Source organism: Allosalinactinospora lopnorensis, assembly GCF_000981225.1.
GTDB classification, from domain to species: domain Bacteria; phylum Actinomycetota; class Actinomycetes; order Streptosporangiales; family Streptosporangiaceae; genus Allosalinactinospora; species Allosalinactinospora lopnorensis.
On the sequence record NZ_LAJC01000086.1, the window covers coordinates 1 to 20704 of the forward strand.

Here is a 20704-nt window from a genome sequence, read left to right on the forward strand (position 1 = left end):
AGACCGAGTACGTGCTTCAGCCTAGGGTTGGGCGGAAGGATCGGAGCGGGAGCGAGGAGTTCGCGTACGTAGCTGGCGGATATGGAGCCGAACCTGCCGTCCTGGCTGATCGACTTGGCGACCTCCTCCGGGGTGTAGGGCTTCCGGCCGGCCGGATAGACCACCGCGAACAGATGGCGCAGCTTGGCGGAGAAGGAGGCGCGCGGCCGTTCGTCGTCTTTCCGCTGACGCCGTCCTCCCACAAAGACGGCTGGGGAGACATCGAGTGCGGCGGCCAGGTGCTCGATGGTCTGCAGTGTCGGATTGTCCCGGTGACCTTTGCGGAGATGGGAGATGTAGCCGTCGGTGATGTCACCGCCCCGGTCGTTGATGGCCTGGGCGAGCTCGGTGTTCGTGTAGCGGCGCCGACGTCCCGCTGAGCCCTGGCACAGCTCCTCAAGAATGGCCGCGAACGTCCGCGGCCGGCGCTCGGTGACGATTTTCCCCTCCGTGGTGGCGCACAGTGGTGTCGCGTGTACTCCGGTGCGGAGATCGTTCCTGGGCCGAGAAGCCGCGGTGACTCATCGCGGCCCGTTTCGCGAATGGACTGGCGCGCTGCTCCCGGTCGTGGACGCAGGCCGCGGACGTCGACCTGGCCCGAAGACCCCGGTGGCTGCTCGTCGTCGGCGATCCGGACCCGCGTTGAGCTCCCCTGCGCTCTCGGCATGCGCATCCGCTTGCTCGTTATCGGAAGCCGACAGTATACACTACGGGGGCGGCTGTAGGGCACTGCGGTTTGACGCAGCGGTGCGGAACGGATAAAGGAAGCGCGGCCGAAGGCGGACGCGTGCGTGCCTGGACGGCCGACCTCGCCGGGGCGAACCGGCGAAGTTCTCGTAGGCCGCCGTCCGGGCGCTTTCCCGCCGTGTTCTTCGGGGAGAGGCGGAGATCTTGCTGCCGCCCCTCCCGCGCGGGCTTTCCCGTACCCGGCCCCGATGCCCGCGGGGCACGACATCACTGCCCGGAGAGCTCCAGCTGCAGTACATGGGAGACGAGTTCGACCATGACCTCCTTGACCGACTCGCGTTCCCGGGCGTCGCACAGCATGACGGGAAGGTCCGAGTCCAGGTCCAGGGCGATCCGCACATCGGCGGGATCATGCGACCGGTACCCGTCGAAGCAGTTCACAGCGACGATGAAGGGGACCGACCGCCGCTCGAAGAAATCGATCACCTCGAAGGAGTCCACCAGGCGCCGGGTGTCGGCCAGCACCACCGCTCCGAGCGCCCCCTCAGCGAGCTCCTCCCACATGAAGGAGAAGCGCGGCTGTCCGGGAGTACCGAACATGTAGACGACGGTGCGCTCGTCCAGCGTCAGCCGACCGAAATCCAGCGCGACCGTGGTGGTGGCTTTGTTCTCGACCCCGTCGAGGCTGTCCACGCCGACACTTTCGTTCGTCATCAGCTCCTCGGTATGCAGTGATTCGACTTCGCTGAGGGCGGCCACCAGGGTGGTCTTCCCCGCGCCGAATCCGCCGGCCACCAGGATCTTCAAAGAGTCGGGCACGATGTCCGACATGGAGCAAACCCTTTCAGAGTGCGCGGAGGCGGTCGAGAATGGTGCTCAGGGTTCCGGTGTCCGGCCGCTCCCGCTGCCACATCGACTCATAGACCACGATCCTTCCTTGGTCGAGAAGATCAGCGAGCAGGACACGCAGAACCCCCAGCGGTAGGTGGGTGTGCGACGATATCTCCGCGACGGATACTGGGCCCGCACATTTTTGCAGGATCGATTGGTATTCAGGGCCCAGTTCCACAGGTTCCGGCTGCGGGGTGGCCACCACCTGCGATGTCATGGCGAAATCCGTCCGCGAGGGACGGGTGCGCCCCCGTGTCAGAAAGTAGGGTCTGATGAGGCGTCCGCGGGTGTCCGAGGCGGTTTCCTTATCCTCCACCATGGTTCTCAGGCGTCTTCGTCGGTCGAACTCTCGGCGGTGGTGCGCCTGCGCCGGTTCCGGGGCAAAGTCGAGAGATGCGGTCCGACCTGGCGTATCAGCCGGTTGATCTCGTAGGCGACCAGGCCGACGTCGCATCCGGACTCGGCCACGAGACTCAGGTGCGTGCCGTAGCCGGCAGGTAGCGCGAAGAGGAAGACGTTGTCCATCTCGACGACGGTCTGCCGGACCTCGTTGGCGCCTAGCTGACCACGTGCCCCTCGTGCCAGGCTGGAGAAGCCCGAGCTGATCGCCGCGATGCGTTCGGCGCGGTCACGATCGATCCCGTCGGAGGACGATAGGAGCAGACCGTCGTTAGCCAGCAGGACCGCCTCGCGTGCCCCGGCCACGCGATCCACCAGATCGCTCAGCAGCCAGTCCAGTGTGGCGGAAGCCGAACTCGATGTGGTCGTCGGCTCGGTCATCGGCCCTCCAAGTTGTCGTGGTCACTGTCGTCGTGCTGCCGCCCTGCGTTGGTGCCGACCTGGAAAGCACTCATCATCGCACGGATCTCTTCCAGGGAGCGCTCGTCTCTGTTGGTCGCGGGAACCGGGGGAGGAGACGGCGGCACTTCCTCCCCTTTCTTCTTCTCCTTGCGAGCGGAGGTGCGGACACGGCGCGGCAACCCCTTGTAGGTCTCCCCGTTCCAGGACGGGGCCGGGCTTTCCGCCTCCCCATCGGGCGGGTCCTTCTGGAGCGGGACCGGCCGTGTTTCGGGTGCGTCCTCCTGAGGCTGGGGCAACGGGGCCGGCGAGGCCAGCGGGGACTCCAGCTTCCCCGTGTCGTCGGTGATGATCTCCGCAGGCAGCACCACGATGGCCTGCGTCCCGTTGTACGGGGAGGGGCGCAGGGAGACCTTCAGACCGTGCCGCTGAGCGATGGTGGCGACCACGAGCAGTCCGAGCTGGGAATCCTCGCGCATGTCGGCTACGTCGAACTTCTCCGAGGCGGAGAGCAGCGCGTTGATGCGCTCGTAGTCCGACTTCGCCATCCCCAGACCGCGGTCCTCCACCTCCACGGCGTAGCATCCGTGTGCGATCGCCTCGGAACGGACGGTTACCCTGGTGTGCGGCGGGGAGAACGAGGTCGCGTTCTCCAGCAGTTCGGCGAGCACCCGGACAACGTTGTCGACCGCAGCGTTGCGCACGGCCACGTTGGGGGCGGACAGCACCTCCACACGGGCGTAGTTCTCGATCTCGCTGGCGGCTGCCCGGATGACATCGTTGAGCGGGGCCGTCTCCAGTGCACTCTGTGTCTGCCCGCCGCTGGTGAGCAGCATCAGGTTCTCGGCGTTCCGGCGCATCTGGGTGCTGAGGTGATCGATCCGGAACAGCGAGTCCAGTACGGAGGGCTCGGTCTCCGACTGCTGCAGGGTGTCCAGCAGCCTGAGCTGGCGATGGACCAGTCCCTGGGTGCGCCGCGCGACATTGCGGAAGACGTTGCGGACGCCGGAGCGCAACTGGGCCTCTTTCACCGCGGAATCCACAGCGGCGTGCTGGGCCATATTGAACGCCTCGGTGACCTGTCCGATCTCGTCGTGTCTCTCCACCGGGATCGTCGGGGTGTCGGTTTCCACGTCGACGCTCTCACCCGTGCGAAGACGGGCGGTGATCGCCGGCAGCCGGGTCGTGGCGTAGTCGAACGCGGCCTCGCGCAGTTTGTGGAGTCGCTGGTGGAGGTTCCTGGTGAGCCGGAGGGAGAACAGGATCGAGGCGATGACCGCCAGCATGGCCAGCGTGCTGGAGGCGAGGACCCCGAGCAGGAGGCGGGTGGCCGCGTCCTCGCTGGCGGTGATGATCTCGGTGGTGCGCTCCTCCTGGACCTCCTGCAACGTGGTGTCCGCGGCCTGCGCGGCGCTCTGCCAGGACTGCCCGTCGATCGGGATGGTGCTGCCGCCGTCCGGACCGGCGCCGATCACCTCGTCCTCCAGCGAGCGCAGAGTACGGAAGGGGCCGCTGGTGGTCACGTCCTCGTAGATCGCGAACTCGCTCTGGGCGGTGTCCGGGGCGACCTGGGTGAAGAGGAAGCGCTGGGCGCCGACGGTGCTGAAGAAGGCGGCATGGTCGGTGGCGGTGAAGGAGTCGGCGGTGACGGCGTAGGTCACCAGCGCGTCCTCCTGGGAGAGCAGCTCCCGGGCCCGCATGAGTGAGGTGAGGCTGCGGGCCTGGGGGGCCAGGGAGGGATCGGAGAGCTCGACCTGCGTGTCCCAGATCCGCAGTCCCGCCTCGATCGCGTTGTCGTAGACGGATACCGCGTTGGCTCGGGTGGGATTGTCGTCGTCGATCTTTTCCCGATGCGCGTCGAGCAGCTCAAGGGACTCGTTGAAGTGGGTGATCCGGGTCTCGGCCTCACTGGGAAGACCGCCGACCCCGGCGACCGCGGAGTGGAACGCGGAGAGCCTGGTATCCGTCCAGCCCCGGATGCGGGCCTTCGGACCGGACTCAGGGGTGCGGTCCTCCTCGCTCGCCTGCGCGATGTGCTCCATGCTGTGCCGGCGTTCGGCCTGCAGGGCGCCGATGACCTCAAGAGCGGGGGCACCGACCTCTTCGGCCAGAGTGGTGTTGGAACGCAGGGCCAGCATGTCGCTCAGTAGAACGCTGGTGAAGACGATCCACAGGGCGAGCAGTGCGGCACTGGGGACGAGGACCAACGCCACGAGGCGTGCGCGGATCGAACGGCGCTGCTCTTGGAACATGAACTGCCTTAGTCATGCAGTGGGGAGCGGGGGAACCGCCGAATGAACTGCTGCGGAAGGTTGTCGTGTATCGAGGAGCGCCGGGTGGTCCTCCTTCGCCGGATGTGGCGAGTTCGCGAAGGGCCACCGGGTCGGGGGAACGCCGGTGGCCCAACCGAGAGGATAAGGAGGGAAAAAGTCATACTCTAAACGCGGAGAGTACTCGCTGTGCGCTCTTCTGGTATAGATAACGGTGCTTCGCAGTCTAGAGACAAAAGACGCCGACTTCAACCAGGAGAGTGAATCGTTCGGGGGTTCCATTTTCGATGGCGTCCCCCGCGGAAAGCGGCCGGGCCGCTTCGGACGCCGCCTGCGGCACCGCCCCGGTCACCGGTCTGTCACGTTGTCGGCGCCGACGATGTCCTCCACCTCCTGGGCGTAGGTCTGCGTGGCCTCGACCGGTGTCGCATCGCCGAGCATGACGGACTCCATGGCCTCCTGGATCGCGATGGAAATCCGCGGATAGTCGGCATAGGCGGGGCGGAAGTGGGTGACGTCGACCAGGTCCGTGGCGAGTTCGGGGTTGGGGTCCTTCGTCTGGAACTCCTCCGAGCTCACGACGTCCTTGCGCACCGGTATCTGCGCGGCCTCGATCGCGAACTTGGTCGCGTTCTCCTTGTTCAGCGCGTGCGCCATGACCTCCCAGACGAGGTCGGGGTTTTCGCTCTTGGCGTTCAGCGCGAGCGTCCATCCGCCGGACATGCTGGTCAGGCCGGGATCCTGGCCGTCCTGCGTGGGCATCCCGGTGAACTCCATGGTGTCCCGCCACTCCGGCCACGGCTGGTTGCCGCTCTCGATCCAGGCCTCGGTGATCCACGACCCGTCCAGGGTGATCGCGAGCTGCTCCGCGGGGATGCGCGCCTCATTGTTCAGCGTGGCGACGTTCGAGTTCAGCGCGTCCCGCTCGTCCAGGGCCAGCCCTTCGTCGTAGATGGTCTGGACGAACTCCAGGGAGTCCTCGAACCCCTGGGCGTCGGTGCGCCACCGCTCGGACTCCTCGTCGAACAGCGCGTCGTCGGTACCGCTGAGCAGCATTTGGAAGCCCTGCATCGATGCCCCCTCCCCAGCGGGGGTGCCGGAGTAGACGTTCAACGGGGTGACGTCCTCACCCAGCTCGGAGTCGATGGTACGGGCGGTCTCCAGCACCTCGTCCCAGGATTCGGGGGTCCAGGGGGTGTCGATGCCGGCCGCGTCGAACAGTTCGGTGTTGTACCATAGCCCGCGGACGTCGGTTCCCAGGAGGACGCCGTAGCGCTTGCCGTCCAGAGCGGTCACGGCGGCGTCGGCCTGCGCGTTGTACTGCTCGGCGTCCGTCCACTCCGCCCAGTAGTCGTCGAGCGATGCCAGGTACCCGGACTCGACGTCTTGGTTGATGGTGAAGCTGTCCTCGTAGATGATGTCCGGCGCCTCGCTCGCCGACTGGTTCATCAAGTTCACCTGGGTCTGGTAGTCCTCGGCGGGGGCCTCGATCGGGTTCAGCCCGACGGTGACGTCCGGGTTCTCCGCCTCGAAATCCTCCTTGACCTGCTTGAACAGATCGTCTATCGCGTCGCTGGCGCCTTCGACGCGGTAGACGACGGTGACCGTTTCGGTGTCCTCGGCTGCCCTGCCGCAGCCGCTCGCCACCAGCGCGAGAGCCAGTGTGGTGGCGATGGGGAGTAGAAACGTGTCATTGTGCGCTCGTTGCATTTTCAACCTTTTAATTGGCTGTTTCGGGGGGTGATGATTCGGCTCTGCTCTGTACGGGGTCGGGTCTCTGATTCGACAATCAGGGGAAATGCCTGCTCTGGGGAAGTAGTACCGAAGAATATGGCAGGAGCGTCCCGAGATCACCGGTTTTCCGGGAATCGCCTCATTCGCTCAGGGGTCCACCGGACCTCTTCTTGGGAGGCGCGGAGAAGGCTCCCGGGTCTGCCCGCCAGCGCGGCCGAGTCCCCGATGCTCCGGCCGAGGCCGGTGGGACCCCGCACACGCGCGAGTGGTGCAGTGGTGGCGGGGAAAGAAGCCGGCGCACGGACCGATCCTGCCGTTGGTCATTGGGGGCGCGAGCCGCCCCAATCACTTGTACGGTGTGCGGTCAGCCGCCGCTGAGGCCAGGGGGCCTCCTCTTCAGCGGTGGGGTGCGAGCCGACAGGGGGATGGCTGAGCCGCGCCCACACGGCCTTGCCGTCCGGGAACATCTCGACCCCCCACTGTCCACCGGTGACCTGGTCGACGATCACTGCCAGGCCGAACCCGCCCTCGGCCCACATGTCGGGGAACCTGAGCCGGGGCAGTTCCGTGATGGGTCGAACACGACGATGAGCGCTCCTGTCGGTTCGCGGACCAGGCGCAGCAGAACGCGGCCGGACATGTGCGGAAGGGCGTGGCGTATGGCGTTGGTCGCCAGTTCGCTGACCACGGTGCGGCCGTCGTCGACGAGAGACGTCAGCCCCCACCGGGCCAGGTGCTCGGCCACGAGGTCGCGCGCGAACGCGGGAGATCTTCTGTTCGGATGGCCGCTCTGTGCGAGGTAGCGGGAGAATTCGTGCGGAGTCACGGCAGGGACCTCGCCGACGCCCGACTTGGGGACAGCGACCTCGAATATCTCGAACATGTCGACCATGGTGGACCCCCGGAAGTGTGGTGGGTGGAGTAGGAGGCGCCAAGGGGAGAACTCCAGCCACAGGGTGTGAAAGGACGCAGCGGCCCGGACCCACTGAGCCGGCGCCGCCCGGACGACCGAGGGGGCCGAGTGCTCCGCTGAGGGGAACGCGGGTGACGGGCGACCGGACGAGGGTTTTCCGCCCGATCGGCGGGTTCTCCCGTCTCGGCGGCGATTATGGTGGGGGAGGCAGCGTCACTCGGCTCGTCGGAGGGCTGCTGCATCACAACTCATCACCCGCAGTCACTGAAAAGCTCGGTCGGCCGGTTTCTGGTACCCGGCGTACAGGCTCGGAACGGAGTGGGAATGGCCGCGGCTGGAATGTGGCCGGCTTCGGTCCCGTCTCGCGAACGCAGTTCCACCGGAGAGCGCGGGAATCACGTCGTTTTCATACCTATATGGCAATGTTTGGCGACACTTCTACTTATTAGTAGAGCATGGGTGGCGAGTCTAGATCAACCGAACCGCGAAGTTCAACAGATGTCGCAAAGAAAAGCGAAACTCTTCCACTGCAGTAGAACTCAGGGTGCCGGCCGTTCGTGCGGGCCGGTTGGCCGGTCGATCATGCCGCTGGCGGGGTGCGGTGCCGTTGGGAGGCGCCGGCGGTTCCGGCTGTTTTGAGGTGCTGCCTGAGGGGGGAGAGAGTGTTGGTCGTCGGACCTCGTGATCATTCGATGCGCTGGGTGTCGTGATTCGGGAGCGAGGTGGTGCTCCGCTCGAAAGTCCGTGACGGAATGATCTTGCCCTCGGCGAGGGGGATCACCCATACTGTTTTGCCGCGCACTAGCCGCTTCGTGATACGGCAGTAGAATCAGTGGCCGGGGCTGAAGCCGTAGGGCCACCGAATGGCAGGCTCGGTTCTTGTCGCGAGGCGACAGCGGACTCTCCGTTCCAGGGAACGTTTCCGATCCCGATCGCAGGGGACGGGGTCCGGCGACAAGGGGAGGACCGGTCCACCTTCAGTCGGGTCCGTAGGGCGGGTGTGCGGTGTGAACACCACGGACACGAGGGGGCCACTGCAGGAGTGGGAGCATGCCTAAGAAGAAGAAACAGCCACAGTCGTTCGCCGACGTTCTCGATGAGCTGTGCCGCCGTCCGGTCTCTCGCCACCATGGCTACACCAACACCGAACTGGCGCAGGCGGTCCGGAGCATAGGTGGGGACATCACCGATGGCTACATCTCGCATCTGCGCAAAGGCCACCGGGACAATCCCACATTGCAGACCATGGAGGACCTCGCGGCCGCGCTCGATGTGTCGCCGGCGGCCTTCGTCGGAGGCCGGCAGGACCGAAGAGGCGATGAACAGCCACGCGCCTCTTTCTCGGCCAAGCTGCGCCATCTGTTCGCGGTGGTCTATCCTGTCGGCCGCGGGCCGTACACCCCTGAGGAGGTCGCTGCGGCGGTCAGTGAGGACGGCCAGTTCGGTTCGATCTCTCCCAGCTATATCCGCGAGCTGCTCAACCCGCCCGGAGGGGCACTGCCCAATCCGCGACTGAAGCACATTCTGGGGCTGGCGAACCATTTCGGACTGGCGAGCGAGGGCCACCATGTGGCCTACTTCCTGGACGAGGAGTTCGCCGCCGCGGTCGACGCCGAACTGAACGACTTCGCGGCCCTGCGGAACGCCGGGGTGGTCGAGTTCGTCACGAGGGTGGCCGAACAGGCGCCGCAGTGGACTCCGCAGATGCGCCAGCAGGCGGTGGAAGTCATCACCCAGGTCCTTGAGTCGGATGACAACAGCTGGATTTTCCCGTTCCAAAAAGGGACATCGGGAACAGAGGCGATGGAATAGTTTCACAGGCCTCTACAAGGCGTGTGATAAATCTGGTGAGACCTGCTCCCCTGCCAACAGCTCTCTATGGCACGAGCCTCAACGGGACGGACGGTATGAATCGGCGTGAGCGTGACGAACTGTGCGACCGGGTGGTCGAGCAGTTCAGGCAGGCCCGGACCGACACTTATCGGGAGGCCTGCCGTCACGTGGGCCGGGTGATGAGTGAACTCCTCCAGGCGACCGTAGAACTGAAATTCGTCTCGATGCGGGGCACCCCCTTCAGCGGCGCGACTGCGCTGCGTTCCGACGGGACCTACATCGTCTACTGCGCGAATTCGCGCTCCTGGTATCACAGACTGGGAATCCTGCTCCACGAGTTCGCCCACCTGCTACTGGGGCACCAGCCCGCCATACTGGGCACCCATAGCGGGATGCGCAGTCTGATGCCGCACCTGCCAGGGGCGATGACCCGGCTGATCGCCGGGCGGAGTGCTCACGCCGATAAGGGGGAACGAGAAGCGGAGGAACTCGCGGACGAGCTTCTGGAGCGCCTCACCGAGCAGCAGAACGCTCAGGACCATCCGGAGCCGCCCGAAATAGCGCCGCATGTCGTGCGAATCGCCGAAGGGCTGGCCCACCGTCCGGTCCAGGGGCGGCATCGCGCCTTTTGAGACCTGTCGCGGTGGGCAGGGGCGCCGTGAAGAGGGAGGTGTGGAAGGCGGGTGATGTCGCTGGGGTCAGAGTCCGCGGGCGGCTGGAGCCCGGTGCTGCGCGTCGCCCTCATCGTGCTGGTGGTGCTGATCACGCTCATCGGGCTCATGTGGGGACTCCAGCGGCAGATGATATACCTGCCCGATAACTCGCCGGTGTCGCCGGCGGCGGAGCGGATCGGCGAAGCGGAGGACGTCGCCCTGCGAACGGAGGACGGACTGGAGCTCGGTGCCTGGTTCGTTCCTCCCCGAGGCGCGGACCGGGAGACAGCGGTACTGGTCGCCAACGGCAACGCCGGCAACCGCGAGTCCCGCCTCCCCACCGCGACCGCGTTCGCCGGGCTGGGGTTCTCCGTGCTGCTCTTCGACTACCGCGGTTACGGCGGCAACCCCGGAAGCCCGAGTGAGGAGGGGCTGTCCCAGGACGCCCGGGCCGCGCTCGACGCGCTGACGGAGCGGTACGGCTTCCCGCCGGAACAGGTCATCTACTTCGGGGAGAGCATCGGCACGGGTGTCGCGACCCGACTGGCCGCGGAGCATCCTCCGGCGGGCCTGGTGCTGCGCTCGCCGTTCACCGATCTGGCCTCGGTCGGGCAGCGCCACTACCCTTTCCTTCCGGTCCGCGCCCTGCTGCGGGACCGCTACCCGATCGCGGAGCAGATCCGGAGGGTGACCGTTCCCACCACAGTGATCTACGGAGACTCGGACACGATCATCCCCCCGAAGGAGAGCCGCGAGGTCGCCGCCGCGGCCGGCAAGCTGTACGAAGAGGTCGTGCTCAGCGGTGCCGGCCACAACGACCCGGAGATGTTCGACGGCGCTGAGGTCGTCTCCGCGGTCGGACGCCTCGGGGACGAGGTCGCACCGTGAGTCGGGTGTCCGCCTTCGAGGCGGGCACCTCCGGCTACGCGTGGGGGACGGCGTCACCACCAGGGACGTGATCGGTCAACCAGGCGAACAGGCTGAGGTCGTCGCCCACCTCCGGATGCCATTGCACGCCGAGCACGTTGGGGACGTCGGTGTACTCGATCGCCTCCACGACGCCGTCGTCGGCCCAGGCGGTGGCGACCACACCGGTGCCGAGGTCGGCCAGCCCCTGGTGGTGGTAGGTGGGTACCTCCACCTCGGTGCGGCCGAGGATCTCGGCGGTGCGGGTGTAGCGGGCCACCGTCACCGTGTGGCTGTCGAAAACCCCGGTGCGCCGCCGGTGGACCGTGGATCCCACGATGTCGGGCAGGTGCTGGAGGAGTGTCCCCCCGCGGATGATGTTGAGCAGCTGCATGCCGCGGCAGATCCCCAGAACCGGGATACCGAGGTCCAGGGCGGCGGTGAGCAGGTCGATCTCGGCGGTGTCGCGAGCGGGCTGCACGCCGGTCGTATGCGGGCCGGTGGGTGAGCCGTAGCGCCCGGGATCGATATCGCCGCCGCCCGCCAGGATCAGCGCGTCCAGCCGTGTCACGGCCGCGGCCGTGCCCTGGACCGGCGGCAGCAGTACCGGCGCCGCTCCCGACGCGGCCACCGAGTCCGCGTAGGCCTGCGGAAGAAGCGTAGCGGGCAGGTCCCATGCCTCGCCCCAGCGCGCCTGTTCGGCGCCGGCCGAGATCCCGACGATCGGTCGTACCATGCTCCGTGCCCCCCAAAGGCCGCCCTCCTCTGGAGCAGTGCCCGCATACGCCCCGGATATCCCGCACCCGGGAAGTGCGGGGCGCCGAAGAAGGCGAAAGCGCGGTCCGCGTCTCCTCAGCGTGTGGGGGCCAGCCCTAGATCCCGCAGCTCCCAGAACTCGCGGGTGGCTTTGACCAGGGTCGAGACCGTGCGGCCATCGGCCGCGCCATGCGATGGGAGCCCGTGGGCCAGCTGGAACGAGACCAGCGCCGCGCGCTGCTCCTCCTCCGGCGCCGCCGCGTCCAGGTGGCCCAGCTCGACGAGCAGTGAGCGCACCTGCGCCGGCTCGGCCTCCGGCAGGACCAGTTCGGCGGCGAACAGGGCGCCGAGCACACCGCGGGCGACATACAACGCGTGCTGCAGGGCGCCGCGTACGTGCCCGCCGTGCTCCGCATGTGTCTCGGGAGCCGGCGCCCGCCAGGCGCCGTGGCGCGGCGCCGGAACCGTCACCATCGTGATCACCTCCGCTTGAAGGCCCCGTCCTCTCCTTCGAGTATGGAAGGAACGGGTGAGAACCGTACAGGCCCGGAGGTTCGAGTTCGGTTAAACGAGCAGGGGCCGGGCCCTCGGAAACGGGGGTCGGCACTCGCGGTCCCGGCGCCCTTACGTGGTATGTCGTGCTCAAGGCCCTACCGGAGCGCGGGCTCGTCCAGGGTGAGGGTGGCCGTATCGGCGTCGAGCGTCGCCCGCACCCCGAGCGGGATGGTGAGCTGGCCGGCGCAGTGACCGAAGTCCAGCCCCCAGACGACCGGGATCCCCAGTGGGGACAGCCGTTCCAGCATGAGCTCGCGGATCGCCTCCGGTCCCGGAGGGCAGTCCGTCCACGAGCCCAGCAGCACGCCGGCGGCTCCGCGCATCCAACCGCTGCGCAGCAGGTGGGTGAGCATCCGGTCGACCCGGGCGATGTCCTCGTTGATGTCCTCCAGTAGTACGAGGCCGCCTTCGGCCGAGGAGCGGCTGTGCGGGGTCGCCAGGCCGTCGTTGAGCAGGCTCAGGTTGCCGCCGATCGTCACGCCCCGGGCGCGGCCGCCGAGCAGCGTCTCCGCATTGGGAGAGGTCAGCTTCTGCCGCGACTCCGGTTCGAACAGTGTCGCTCGCAGTTCTTCGGCCGCGGCGGGATCGCCCACGAAGTAGCGGCCGGCGATGACCGGACCGTGCAGGGAGGCCACGCCCAGCTCCACAGCGAACGCCTCGTGCAGCGCGGTGATGTCGCTGAACCCGACGAGGATCTTGGGATCGGCGCACCGCATCTCGGCGAAGTCGAGCAGATCCAGCATGCGGTGCGCGCCGTCGCCGCCGCGTACGCACAGCACCGCCGCGGTGTGCGGATTGAGCCACGCGTGCTGCAGGGCGCGGGCGCGGTCGCTGTCGGTCCCGGCCAGGTAGGGCAGCGCCGGGTGACGGTCCCGCACGTGCGGAGCGAGCACCGGCCGCAGTCCCCAGCGGCGCAGGAGCCGCAGAGCGGTACCGAGGCGCCACGGTGGCGCCGGGCTGCACGGCGCCACGACCGATACCCGGTCGCCGGGGCGCAGCCTGTCCGGCCGGTATGCCGCGGTGTGCTCGTTCAAGGGTGCAGTTCCACGGTCGGGGCGTCCGTCTCGAACCCGAACACCTGAGCGTACAGTGACAGCTCGGCGTGCAGCGCCGTGCGCATCGTGGACTCCCGGCGGAAACCGTGCTGCTCCCCCTCGAAGGCGAGGTAGGCGTGCGGGATCCCGCGGCCGCGCAGCCGGTCCAGGAAGCGCTCGCACTGCACCGGCGGGCAGATCTCGTCTTCGAGCCCCTGTAACAGGAGAAACGGGGCGGTGATCGCCTCGGCGTGGTTCACCGGGGACCGGTCCCTGTAGCGCTGCTCGGCCTCGGGCCACGGACCGACCAGGCTCTCCAGGTACTGCGATTCGAAGTCGTGCGTCTCTCCGGTACGCCACCCGGTCAGGTCGAGTATCGGGTACATGATCGTTCCGCACCGGAAGACGGTGGTGCCGGTCAGCGCAGCGGCGGTGGTCCAACCGCCCGCGCTGCCGCCCCGGATGGCCAGCCGCGCGGGGTCGGCCTCGCCCTCGTCGATCAGTGCCCGGGCCACGGATACGCAGTCCTGTACGTCGACGATGCCCCAGCTGTCGCGTAGCCGCTCCCGGTAGGCCCGGCCGAACCCGGTCGAGCCGCCGTAGTTCACCTCGACGACGCCGAGGCCGCGGCTGGTGAAGTAGGCGATCTCCAGATCGTAGACCATCGGGGCGCGGCTGGTGGGGCCGCCGTGCGCCCACACCACGAACGGCGGGAGTTCGCCTGCTCGCCCGCTGAACCCGGGGTTGTGCGGGCGGTAGACGTTGGCGTGCACGTCGCGCTCGTCGGCGCCGGTGAACACCCGCGCCTCGGGGAGGGGGAGGTACTCGGCGAACGGGGTGTCGACGGTACCGGTGACACCGCGCGGGCGGTCCAGCGACCACCAGCTCCGGTCGCTCAGCGAGACGGCGAGGACCTCAGCGGGGAGGTCCGGCGCGGCGGCGATCCCCAGGAGCGTGTCGCCCTCACCCGCGGAGGCCAGTTTGCCCGGCCATTCGGTGTGCGGCGTGTCGATGTCGAGGATCTCACCGGAATCGGGGCTGAGGAGGCCGAGCCGGGTGGTCGCGCGGCCGTGCACGGCGGCGATCCGTCCGTTGCGCAGTGGCAGCGACCACCGCATCCCCAGTTGCCACAGTGGCCCCCCGAACTCCTCCGGGCGCCGTACCAGATTGACCGGTTCCCGTACCACCTCCCCCTCGTCCGTCAGGGTGACCTGGTGCGGATTCCACCAGCCCCCGGGGTCGGTGACGCAGCAGAGGGTGGAGGGGTCCATCCACTCGGCCTGGACCACGGCCTCCTCGGGGCCGCCGGCGATCGTGCGCGGGGCCGCCGCGCGGCCGCCCCGTACCACGGCGACGCGCAGATGGGTGGAGTCCCACGGCATGCTCGGGTGGTCCCAGCCGATCCAGGAGAGCTTCCGCCCGTCGGGGGAAAGGCGAAGGCAGGCCAGGAAGTGGTGGTCCTCGGCGATGACGCGGACCGCTCCGGGGTCGCGTGCGGCCGACCCGTCGAGCGGCACCGCCACGATCGCGCGCGTGACATCCGTGGGCGAGGGGCCCGTATGGGTCTCGCGGAGGCACCACACCTCGTCGCCGTCGGGGCCCGCGATGAGCTCCGCGTAGCGATACGCGCAGGGAACGTCGGGCCGGGGGGTGATGGCGGTGGGGGCCGCGCCCGAGGCCGGGAACCCCGTCCGGGGCGCAGGGCCGGGGGCATAGCGGTAGAGACGCTGGTCGCTGTATTCGCAGAACACCGAAACAGGGCCGTCGACGCCGCGCAGTAGGACATAGGGGCGTCCGCCGTATTCGTGCACACGGCTGCGCGCGTTCCACGGAGCGGGCAGGACGGTTTCGACGTCGCCGTCCGCCTCGTCCAGCCGGGTCCGGCGCAGCGTCACCCGTCCACCCTCCGCGGGTCTGGACTCGGTCCACCAGGCCTCGCTGCCCAGGCCGTCCGGCCAGTTGGGCGCGGTACCGTGCCGGGCGACTGCGTCGGCGCTGATCGGTGAAGGCCAGGAACCGTAAGGACGGGAACGCGCGGTCACCTGCGGCCTCCTTTCCTCATTCGACACTGGTCAGGAAGCGGTCCAGGACGCGCACGCCGAACCGGAGCGCGTCGACGGGCACGCGTTCGTCCACACCGTGGAAGAGCGCTCCGTAGTCCAGGGACGGTGGCAACCGCAACGGGGAGAAGCCGTACCCCGTGATGCCGAGTTCGGAGAACTGCTTGGCGTCGGTACCGCCGGACAGGCAGACCGGTACCACATGGGCGTCCGGATCGTGGGCGAGCAGCGCGGACCGCATCGCCGCGAACGTGGCGGACTCCACCGGGGCCGTCAGCGCGACGGAACGGTGCGCGTACTCCCACGCCACCCGCCGGCCGGTGAGCGCATCCAGTGCGGCGCGGAACTCCTCCTCGGTTCCCGGCAGTACCCGGCCGTCGATGCCCGCGGTGGCCGTCTCCGGGATCACATTGACCTTGTACCCGGCATCGAGCATGGTCGGGTTGGTGCTGTTGCGCACGGTCGAACGGACCAGGGCGCCGGCGCCGCCCAGCCGCTCCACCAGCGCGTCGACGTGGCGCTCCGGATCGGATCCGGGAGCGTCCAGGTCGACCTTGACCCCCACGGCCGCCCCGATCTCGGTGAGGGCTGCCCGCGTAACGGGGGTCAGCCGCGTCGGCCACCGGTGGTCGGCGATCCGTGCGACAGCCGCCGCCAGGGCGCTCACGGCGTTGTCGGTGTTGGACTTGGAGCCGTGCCCGGCGGTGCCGGTCGCGGTCAGCCGCAGCCAGGCCGTGCCGCGTTCCCCGGCCCCGATGGGGTACAGCCGGACCGGGGCCCCATCGGCCGTTTCGGTGTGGAACGTGAAGGCGCCGGATTCGCTAATGCCCTCGGTGCATCCCTCGAACAGCGCGGCGTGCTCACGCACCAGCCAGTCGGCGCCGTAGGCGGCGCTGTCCTCCTCATCGGCGGTGAATGCCAGCACGACGTCGCGGTTCGGCCGCCGCCCGGTCCGCGCCCAGGAGCGCACCAGCGCCAGCACCACGGCGTTGGCGCTCTTCATGTCGACGGCGCCGCGTCCCCATACCACACCGTCGCGGACCTCACCGGAGAACGGGTGCGTGCTCCACAGCCCCGGATCGGCGGGAACGACGTCCAGGTGGCCGTGGACCAGCAGCCCCGGCGCGGACGGGTCGTTCCCGCGCACCCGGGCGATCACGTTGGCGCGGCCCGGTGCTGACTCCAGGATCGCGGGCCGCAGTCCGGCGTCGGTGAGCCGTTCGGCGACGTACTCCGCGGCGGGCCGTTCCCGGCAGTCGCCGCCGCCCCGGTTGGTGGTGTCGATCCGAATCAGGTCGGAGGTGAAGCGGACGACCTCCTCGTCGACGATCCCTTGCTCGGTGCCCCCGTCGATGACCACGCGTCGCGTCTCGCTCTCGTTGTTCGCCGATGTGCCGCCGCAGTCGGCGCTCACCCGTAGCGGGACTCCACCGCGCCCGCGATGAGTGTCGTGACGGCCTTGAAACAGCGGATCATGTCATAGGCCGAGGGGGAGGCGTAGCGTACGCGCCGTTCCCCGATCTGATCCACGCCGGGAACGAGCGCCGCGGCGCCGGCGAGCTGCGCCGAGTCGACCTCCACCTCCACGGTCATGGGGGCGGGGCCGGCGGGCTCGGCGCGCCCGGCGAGCTCCATGGCGGCCTCGGCGGCGGCTGAGATGTCGGTGAAGGTGCGCCCCGGCGGCCGGCAGATCGCGGCGTAGCGGGAGATGTGGTCCTTGACGGCCACCGCGTGCGCGTGCGGTGCGTAGGTCTTGGCGTCGTCGCAGGCGCGGTCGTCCCCGGTGACCAGCACGATCGGGGAGCCGTATTCGGCCACGACGTGGGCGTTGAGGTGTCCCTCGCTCGCGGGAGCACCGTCGAGCCATACGCCGGTGATGGAGTTCGGCAGGTAGGTGTGCGCGAGAACGCCCTTGGCCCCCGCTCCGCAGTGGTACCCGAGGAACGCCACGCCGTCGATGTCGCCGCGTTGCACACCCTCGACCATGGAGAGGTCTTTGTGCCGGCCGGTGAGCATTGCGGCGCGGTCGTCGAGCCGCTCCAGCAGCAGGTTGCGCATGGTGGCATGGGCTTCGTTGACCAGCACCTCGGTGGCCCCGCCGGCGAAGAACCCCGCGATCGCCGCATTGACGTCCGAGGTGAACATGGCCCGGCAGCGCTGCCACTGCTCCGTTCCCGGTTCCACGTCCGCAGGCCAGGTAACCCCTGTCGCGCCTTCCATGTCGGCGGAGATGAGGATCCTCACGGCATTCGACCCTAAACCTGCGGCCGCGCCGGATGCATCCTTCGACGCGCCGACCCCCTCAGCGCCGACCCGAGCGAATCGTTCCGTCACGGCGCTGGATGGGCCGGTTCCCGCAAGGTCGGCGGGGAGTCAAGGCAGTGTGAGAATCTCCGCGCCGCTGTCCGTGATCAGCAGGGTGTGTTCGAACTGGGCGGTGCGCTTGCGGTCGGCTGTGACCGCGGTCCAGCCGTCCTCCCAGATCTCGTAGTCCACCGTGCCCAGCGTGATCATCGGCTCGATCGTGAACGTCATGCCCGGGTGCATGACGGTGGTCGCCCGGGGGTCGTCGTAGTGCGGGATAGCGAGCCCGGAATGGAACTCGGGGCCGACACCGTGTCCGGTGAAGTCGCGCACCACGCCGTAACCGAAGCGTTTGGCGTAGGACTCGATGACGCGGCCGATGACGTTGATCTGGCGGCCCGGGCGGCAGGCCTTGATGGCGCGTGTCGTGGCCTCGCGGGTGCGTTCCACCAGCAGCCTGGACTCCTCGTCGGCAGCTCCGGCGAGGAAGGTCATGTTGGTGTCGCCGTGCACGCCGCGGATGTAGGCGGTGATGTCGATGTTGACGATGTCCCCATCGGAGACGACGGTGTCGTCGGGGATGCCGTGGCAGATGACCTCGTTCAGCGAGGAGCACAGGGACTTCGGGTACCCCTTGTAGCCCAGGGTGCTGGGGTAGGCGCCGTGGTCGCAGAGGAACTCGTGCCCGATGCGGTCGAGTTCGTCCGTCGTCACGCCGGGCTCGATGTGCTTGCCGACCTCCTGCAGGGCTTGGGCGGCGATCCGGCCGGCCACGCGCATGGCCTCGATGGTCTCAGGGGTCTGGAAATCCCCCAAGACACCCTCGACCGGGTTCTTCTTCCCGACGTACTCCGGCCGCTCGATGTGCGACGGGACCGAACGTGGGGGCGAGATGCGCCCGGGAACCAGCGGAGTAGTCATGACCATGCAGTGTAGTTCGTCGGTGTGGCCCACTAGGACGCGTTCGACGGCGGGGTCTGCGGGTAGGGAGCCCGGTGCACGAGCGTGGAACCCCGCACGATCCACGGAGGGAACACCATGGGCGACCCGGCGGAGAGCAGCGGCGAACTGCAGTGGTGGTACTGCCTCAGACACAACCGGGCGGAGCAGGGGCCCGGATGTCCGAACAAGTACCGGCTCGGCCCCTACCCTGACGAGGCTTCGGCGATGAACGCGCTGCGCACAGTCGCGGAGCGGAATGAGGCGTGGGATGAGCAGGACGAGCGTGACTCTTGATCGGGCCACCCGGAGAAGTCACCAAGGAAAAAGCCTCCGTTGAGGGTGGTGGTGGGCGACGGGGTGTGTTGGGTGTGGCGCGGAGCGCCTCCGTTGAGGGTGGTGGTGGGCGACGGGCGGGCCTAGTCCAAAACCCGCGGTCCGCTCACAAGGTCGAGGAAGCGGGACAGCTGTTCCCGTAAGCCGGGCCGGCGGAGTCCTTCCTGCTGTCCGGCCGCGCTGCTGATCAGGTGCTGCAGCCCGTCGAACGATAACGGGGCGTCCCCGGACGGCAGGCTGATCGCGTCGTGGGCGAGCGAGACCAGTTCCTTGTCGCCCTGGTCGAGGGCGAGGATGGTGGTGCCGGTGCGGCGGGCGTCCTCGATCCGTTCCAGGAGCGGGACGCCGGCGGTCTCGCCCGGGCTGACCACGAACAGTGTCTCGCCGCGCCGGGCGTCGGCCAGCCGGTCCAGGTCGATTCGCAGGTGTGGTGGGGCGTCGGGCGGCGGATTCCAGCGCACCAGGCTCGGCGCGAGCTGGGGCAGCCCGGCGTACCGGCTCTCGTCGTCCAGGTGGGCGGCGAGGTGCCAGGGCTCCTCCTCGGGAGTGCCCACCAGCATCAGCCCGCCCGGGTCGCGGGTACGGCGGAGCGAACGGGCGAAGTCCTCGGTGCGCTCCACCCAGGTGGTGGCGGCCAGGATCTCGCGCAGTGCCGCTACATGATGAGCTTCCACTCGTCCCATGGTGCCTGATGGCTTCGGCCTCGTGCCGGCGTTTCGCTGGCCCCGGAGGCCGCGGGCCGATAGGCGGGCTGGAATGATCAGAGCCATGTCAGAGCAGAGAACTCCACACGAGGTCCCCGACGTCGCGGGGCTGTCCATCGCCGTCCTGGGAGGCACCGGTGACCAGGGGCGCGGCCTGGCCCGGCGGTTCGCGCTCGCCGGGCACGAGGTGATCATCGGTTCGCGCAGTGCCGAACGCGCCGCGGCCGCCGCCGGCGAACTGGGGGCGGGGCTCGGGATCCGCGGAGCCGACAACGCGGCAGCCGCCGAGCAGGGGGATGTCGTCATCGTCGCCGTTCCCTGGGAGGGGCACCGGGGTCTCCTCGCCTCGTTGGAGGGGCCGCTCGCGGGCAAGATCGTCATCGACTGCGTCAACCCCCTCGGATTCGACAAGAAGGGGCCCTTCGCACTGCCTGTCGAAGAGGGAAGCGCCGCGCAGCAGGCCGAGGCCGTCCTGCCGCGGAGCCGGGTCGTGGGTGCGTTCCACCACGTCTCCGCGGTGACGCTGCTGAACCCCGAGGTGGAGAAGATCGACCTCGATGTCCTGGTTCTCGGGGAGGACCGTGAGGCAACCGACATCGTGCGGGCTTTGGCGGCCCGGATCCCCGGTTTCCGCGGCATCTACGCGGGGCGGCTGCGCAACGCCCACCAGGTCGAGGCGCTGACCGCCAACCTGATCGCCATCAACCGCCGCTACAAGGCCCACGCCGGAGTCCGCGTCACCGACGTGTGAGTGCGGCGCCGCCGAAACCCGGGCGGCGGGGCGGGAACGTGCGATCCACCCGCACAGCGGGTGGATCCGCTAGTTTTCGGTTGTGTGGAGGACGTCAGGAGCCGGCTCGATGACACGGGGGCGGTGTGTGCCGTCCCGGCGTGGGCGCGGCGGGTGGTTTCGCTGGTCCCGTCGCTGACCGAGGCGATCGAGCTCACCCGGCCCGGCCTGCTGGTGGGGGCCACCGACTGGTGCTCGCACCCGGCCGGACTGGAGGTGACGCGGCTGCGCGGCACCAAGAACCCCGACATCGATCGGGTCGTGGCGCTGCGCCCGGACCTGGTGGTGGCGAACTTCGAGGAGAACCGCGCCTCCGATATCGACGCTCTGCGCCGTGCCGGTCTCCCCGTCTGGGTGACGGTGGTCCGCACCCTTCCCGAGGCGTTCACCAGCCTCGAACGCATGCTGGCCGCATGCGGGCTGGCCGCGCCGCCGTGGCTGCGTCGGGCGCGCGACGCGTGGTCCGATGTCCTGGGCGAGCCGCCGCCCCCGGCGACGCCGG

Annotated in this window: 22 protein-coding genes and 1 pseudogene; 6 read left to right on the forward strand and 17 right to left on the reverse strand. The window is 68.7% G+C overall.

Annotated features, from left to right (window positions below):
- From VS93_RS32075 to VS93_RS23050, 9 genes and pseudogenes are all read right to left on the reverse strand, one after another.
- Positions 1 to 242: hypothetical protein (locus tag VS93_RS32075; protein WP_046471971.1), on the reverse strand; the 242-nt coding region annotated here is incomplete at its 3' end.
- A gap of 15 nt (positions 243 to 257) precedes the next feature.
- Positions 258 to 503 (reverse strand): annotated as a pseudogene (locus VS93_RS33560) (hypothetical protein); the annotation flags it as partial.
- Between the two features lie 490 nt (positions 504 to 993).
- The gene (locus tag VS93_RS23025; RefSeq protein WP_046471972.1) at positions 994 to 1557 is read right to left on the reverse strand and encodes a GTP-binding protein; all 564 of its coding nucleotides are present in this window, start codon (positions 1555 to 1557) and stop codon (positions 994 to 996) included.
- A 13-nt stretch (positions 1558 to 1570) separates the two neighbouring features.
- The gene (locus VS93_RS23030) at positions 1571 to 1936 is read right to left on the reverse strand and encodes a DUF742 domain-containing protein (RefSeq protein ID WP_046471973.1); all 366 of its coding nucleotides are present in this window, start codon (positions 1934 to 1936) and stop codon (positions 1571 to 1573) included.
- Between the two features lie 5 nt (positions 1937 to 1941).
- Positions 1942 to 2397: a roadblock/LC7 domain-containing protein gene (locus VS93_RS23035; RefSeq protein WP_046471974.1), complete on the reverse strand. Its 456-nt coding sequence runs from the start codon at positions 2395 to 2397 to the stop codon at positions 1942 to 1944.
- Positions 2394 to 4667: a sensor histidine kinase gene (locus VS93_RS23040; protein WP_046471975.1), complete on the reverse strand. Its 2274-nt coding sequence runs from the start codon at positions 4665 to 4667 to the stop codon at positions 2394 to 2396. The genes VS93_RS23035 and VS93_RS23040 overlap by 4 nt, the downstream gene beginning before the upstream one ends.
- A 366-nt stretch (positions 4668 to 5033) precedes the next feature.
- Complete coding sequence (locus VS93_RS23045; RefSeq protein ID WP_046471976.1) at positions 5034 to 6395, reverse strand: extracellular solute-binding protein; 1362 nt, start codon at positions 6393 to 6395, stop codon at positions 5034 to 5036.
- 344 nt (positions 6396 to 6739) lie between these two features.
- On the reverse strand, positions 6740 to 6958 hold the full coding sequence (locus tag VS93_RS27305) for a hypothetical protein (protein ID WP_052745940.1): 219 nt from the start codon (positions 6956 to 6958) through the stop codon (positions 6740 to 6742).
- Complete coding sequence (locus VS93_RS23050; RefSeq protein ID WP_052745941.1) at positions 6925 to 7311, reverse strand: ATP-binding protein; 387 nt, start codon at positions 7309 to 7311, stop codon at positions 6925 to 6927. Before VS93_RS23050 ends, VS93_RS27305 begins: the two co-directional genes overlap by 34 nt.
- Positions 7312 to 8382: 1071 nt before the next feature.
- Between VS93_RS23050 and VS93_RS27310 the strand changes: the two genes are divergently transcribed.
- The 3 genes from VS93_RS27310 (at position 8383) to VS93_RS23065 (ending at position 10706) form a co-directional block, all read left to right on the forward strand.
- On the forward strand, positions 8383 to 9144 hold the full coding sequence (locus tag VS93_RS27310) for a helix-turn-helix domain-containing protein (protein WP_052745942.1): 762 nt from the start codon (positions 8383 to 8385) through the stop codon (positions 9142 to 9144).
- A 95-nt stretch (positions 9145 to 9239) separates the two neighbouring features.
- Entirely contained in the window at positions 9240 to 9797 is a 558-nt protein-coding gene (locus VS93_RS27315; RefSeq protein WP_156184981.1) for a hypothetical protein, read from the forward strand.
- 54 nt (positions 9798 to 9851) lie between these two features.
- Positions 9852 to 10706: an alpha/beta hydrolase gene (locus tag VS93_RS23065; protein WP_173434357.1), complete on the forward strand. Its 855-nt coding sequence runs from the start codon at positions 9852 to 9854 to the stop codon at positions 10704 to 10706.
- Positions 10707 to 10740: 34 nt separating this feature from the next.
- Here VS93_RS23065 and VS93_RS23070 read toward each other — a convergent pair whose 3' ends face one another.
- The 7 genes from VS93_RS23070 to map all read right to left on the reverse strand — a co-directional run bounded on the left by VS93_RS23070 (position 10741) and on the right by map (position 18354).
- A complete protein-coding gene (locus VS93_RS23070; RefSeq protein ID WP_046471977.1) occupies positions 10741 to 11460 on the reverse strand; it encodes a gamma-glutamyl-gamma-aminobutyrate hydrolase family protein in 720 nt (239 codons plus the stop codon).
- A gap of 116 nt (positions 11461 to 11576) precedes the next feature.
- Entirely contained in the window at positions 11577 to 11954 is a 378-nt protein-coding gene (locus VS93_RS29475; protein WP_046471987.1) for a hypothetical protein, read from the reverse strand.
- A 176-nt stretch (positions 11955 to 12130) separates the two neighbouring features.
- Positions 12131 to 13069: a S66 peptidase family protein gene (locus VS93_RS23080; protein ID WP_046471978.1), complete on the reverse strand. Its 939-nt coding sequence runs from the start codon at positions 13067 to 13069 to the stop codon at positions 12131 to 12133.
- The gene (locus VS93_RS23085) at positions 13066 to 15111 is read right to left on the reverse strand and encodes a S9 family peptidase (protein ID WP_046471979.1); all 2046 of its coding nucleotides are present in this window, start codon (positions 15109 to 15111) and stop codon (positions 13066 to 13068) included. The genes VS93_RS23080 and VS93_RS23085 overlap by 4 nt, the downstream gene beginning before the upstream one ends.
- A 16-nt stretch (positions 15112 to 15127) precedes the next feature.
- Positions 15128 to 16489, reverse strand: coding sequence for a M20/M25/M40 family metallo-hydrolase (locus tag VS93_RS23090; RefSeq protein WP_173434358.1), 1362 nt, complete (start codon positions 16487 to 16489; stop codon positions 15128 to 15130).
- Positions 16490 to 16539: 50 nt separating this feature from the next.
- Entirely contained in the window at positions 16540 to 17373 is an 834-nt protein-coding gene (locus VS93_RS23095; RefSeq protein ID WP_046471980.1) for a M55 family metallopeptidase, read from the reverse strand.
- A gap of 129 nt (positions 17374 to 17502) precedes the next feature.
- Entirely contained in the window at positions 17503 to 18354 is an 852-nt protein-coding gene (map, locus tag VS93_RS23100) for a type I methionyl aminopeptidase (RefSeq protein WP_156184982.1), read from the reverse strand.
- A 117-nt stretch (positions 18355 to 18471) separates the two neighbouring features.
- Here map and VS93_RS23105 point away from each other — a divergent pair, with 117 nt between their 5' ends.
- A complete protein-coding gene (locus tag VS93_RS23105; protein ID WP_046471989.1) occupies positions 18472 to 18669 on the forward strand; it encodes a hypothetical protein in 198 nt (65 codons plus the stop codon).
- A gap of 122 nt (positions 18670 to 18791) precedes the next feature.
- Here the strand turns inward: VS93_RS23105 and VS93_RS23110 are convergent, their stop codons facing one another.
- On the reverse strand, positions 18792 to 19391 hold the full coding sequence (locus tag VS93_RS23110) for a hypothetical protein (protein WP_046471982.1): 600 nt from the start codon (positions 19389 to 19391) through the stop codon (positions 18792 to 18794).
- Positions 19392 to 19476: 85 nt separating this feature from the next.
- Here VS93_RS23110 and npdG point away from each other — a divergent pair, with 85 nt between their 5' ends.
- Positions 19477 to 20163, forward strand: a complete 687-nt coding sequence (gene npdG, locus VS93_RS23115; RefSeq protein WP_046471983.1) for an NADPH-dependent F420 reductase — start codon at positions 19477 to 19479, stop codon at positions 20161 to 20163.
- Between the two features lie 153 nt (positions 20164 to 20316).
- A partial coding sequence (locus tag VS93_RS23120; protein WP_338022786.1) for a helical backbone metal receptor occupies positions 20317 to 20704 on the forward strand: 388 nt, incomplete at its 3' end.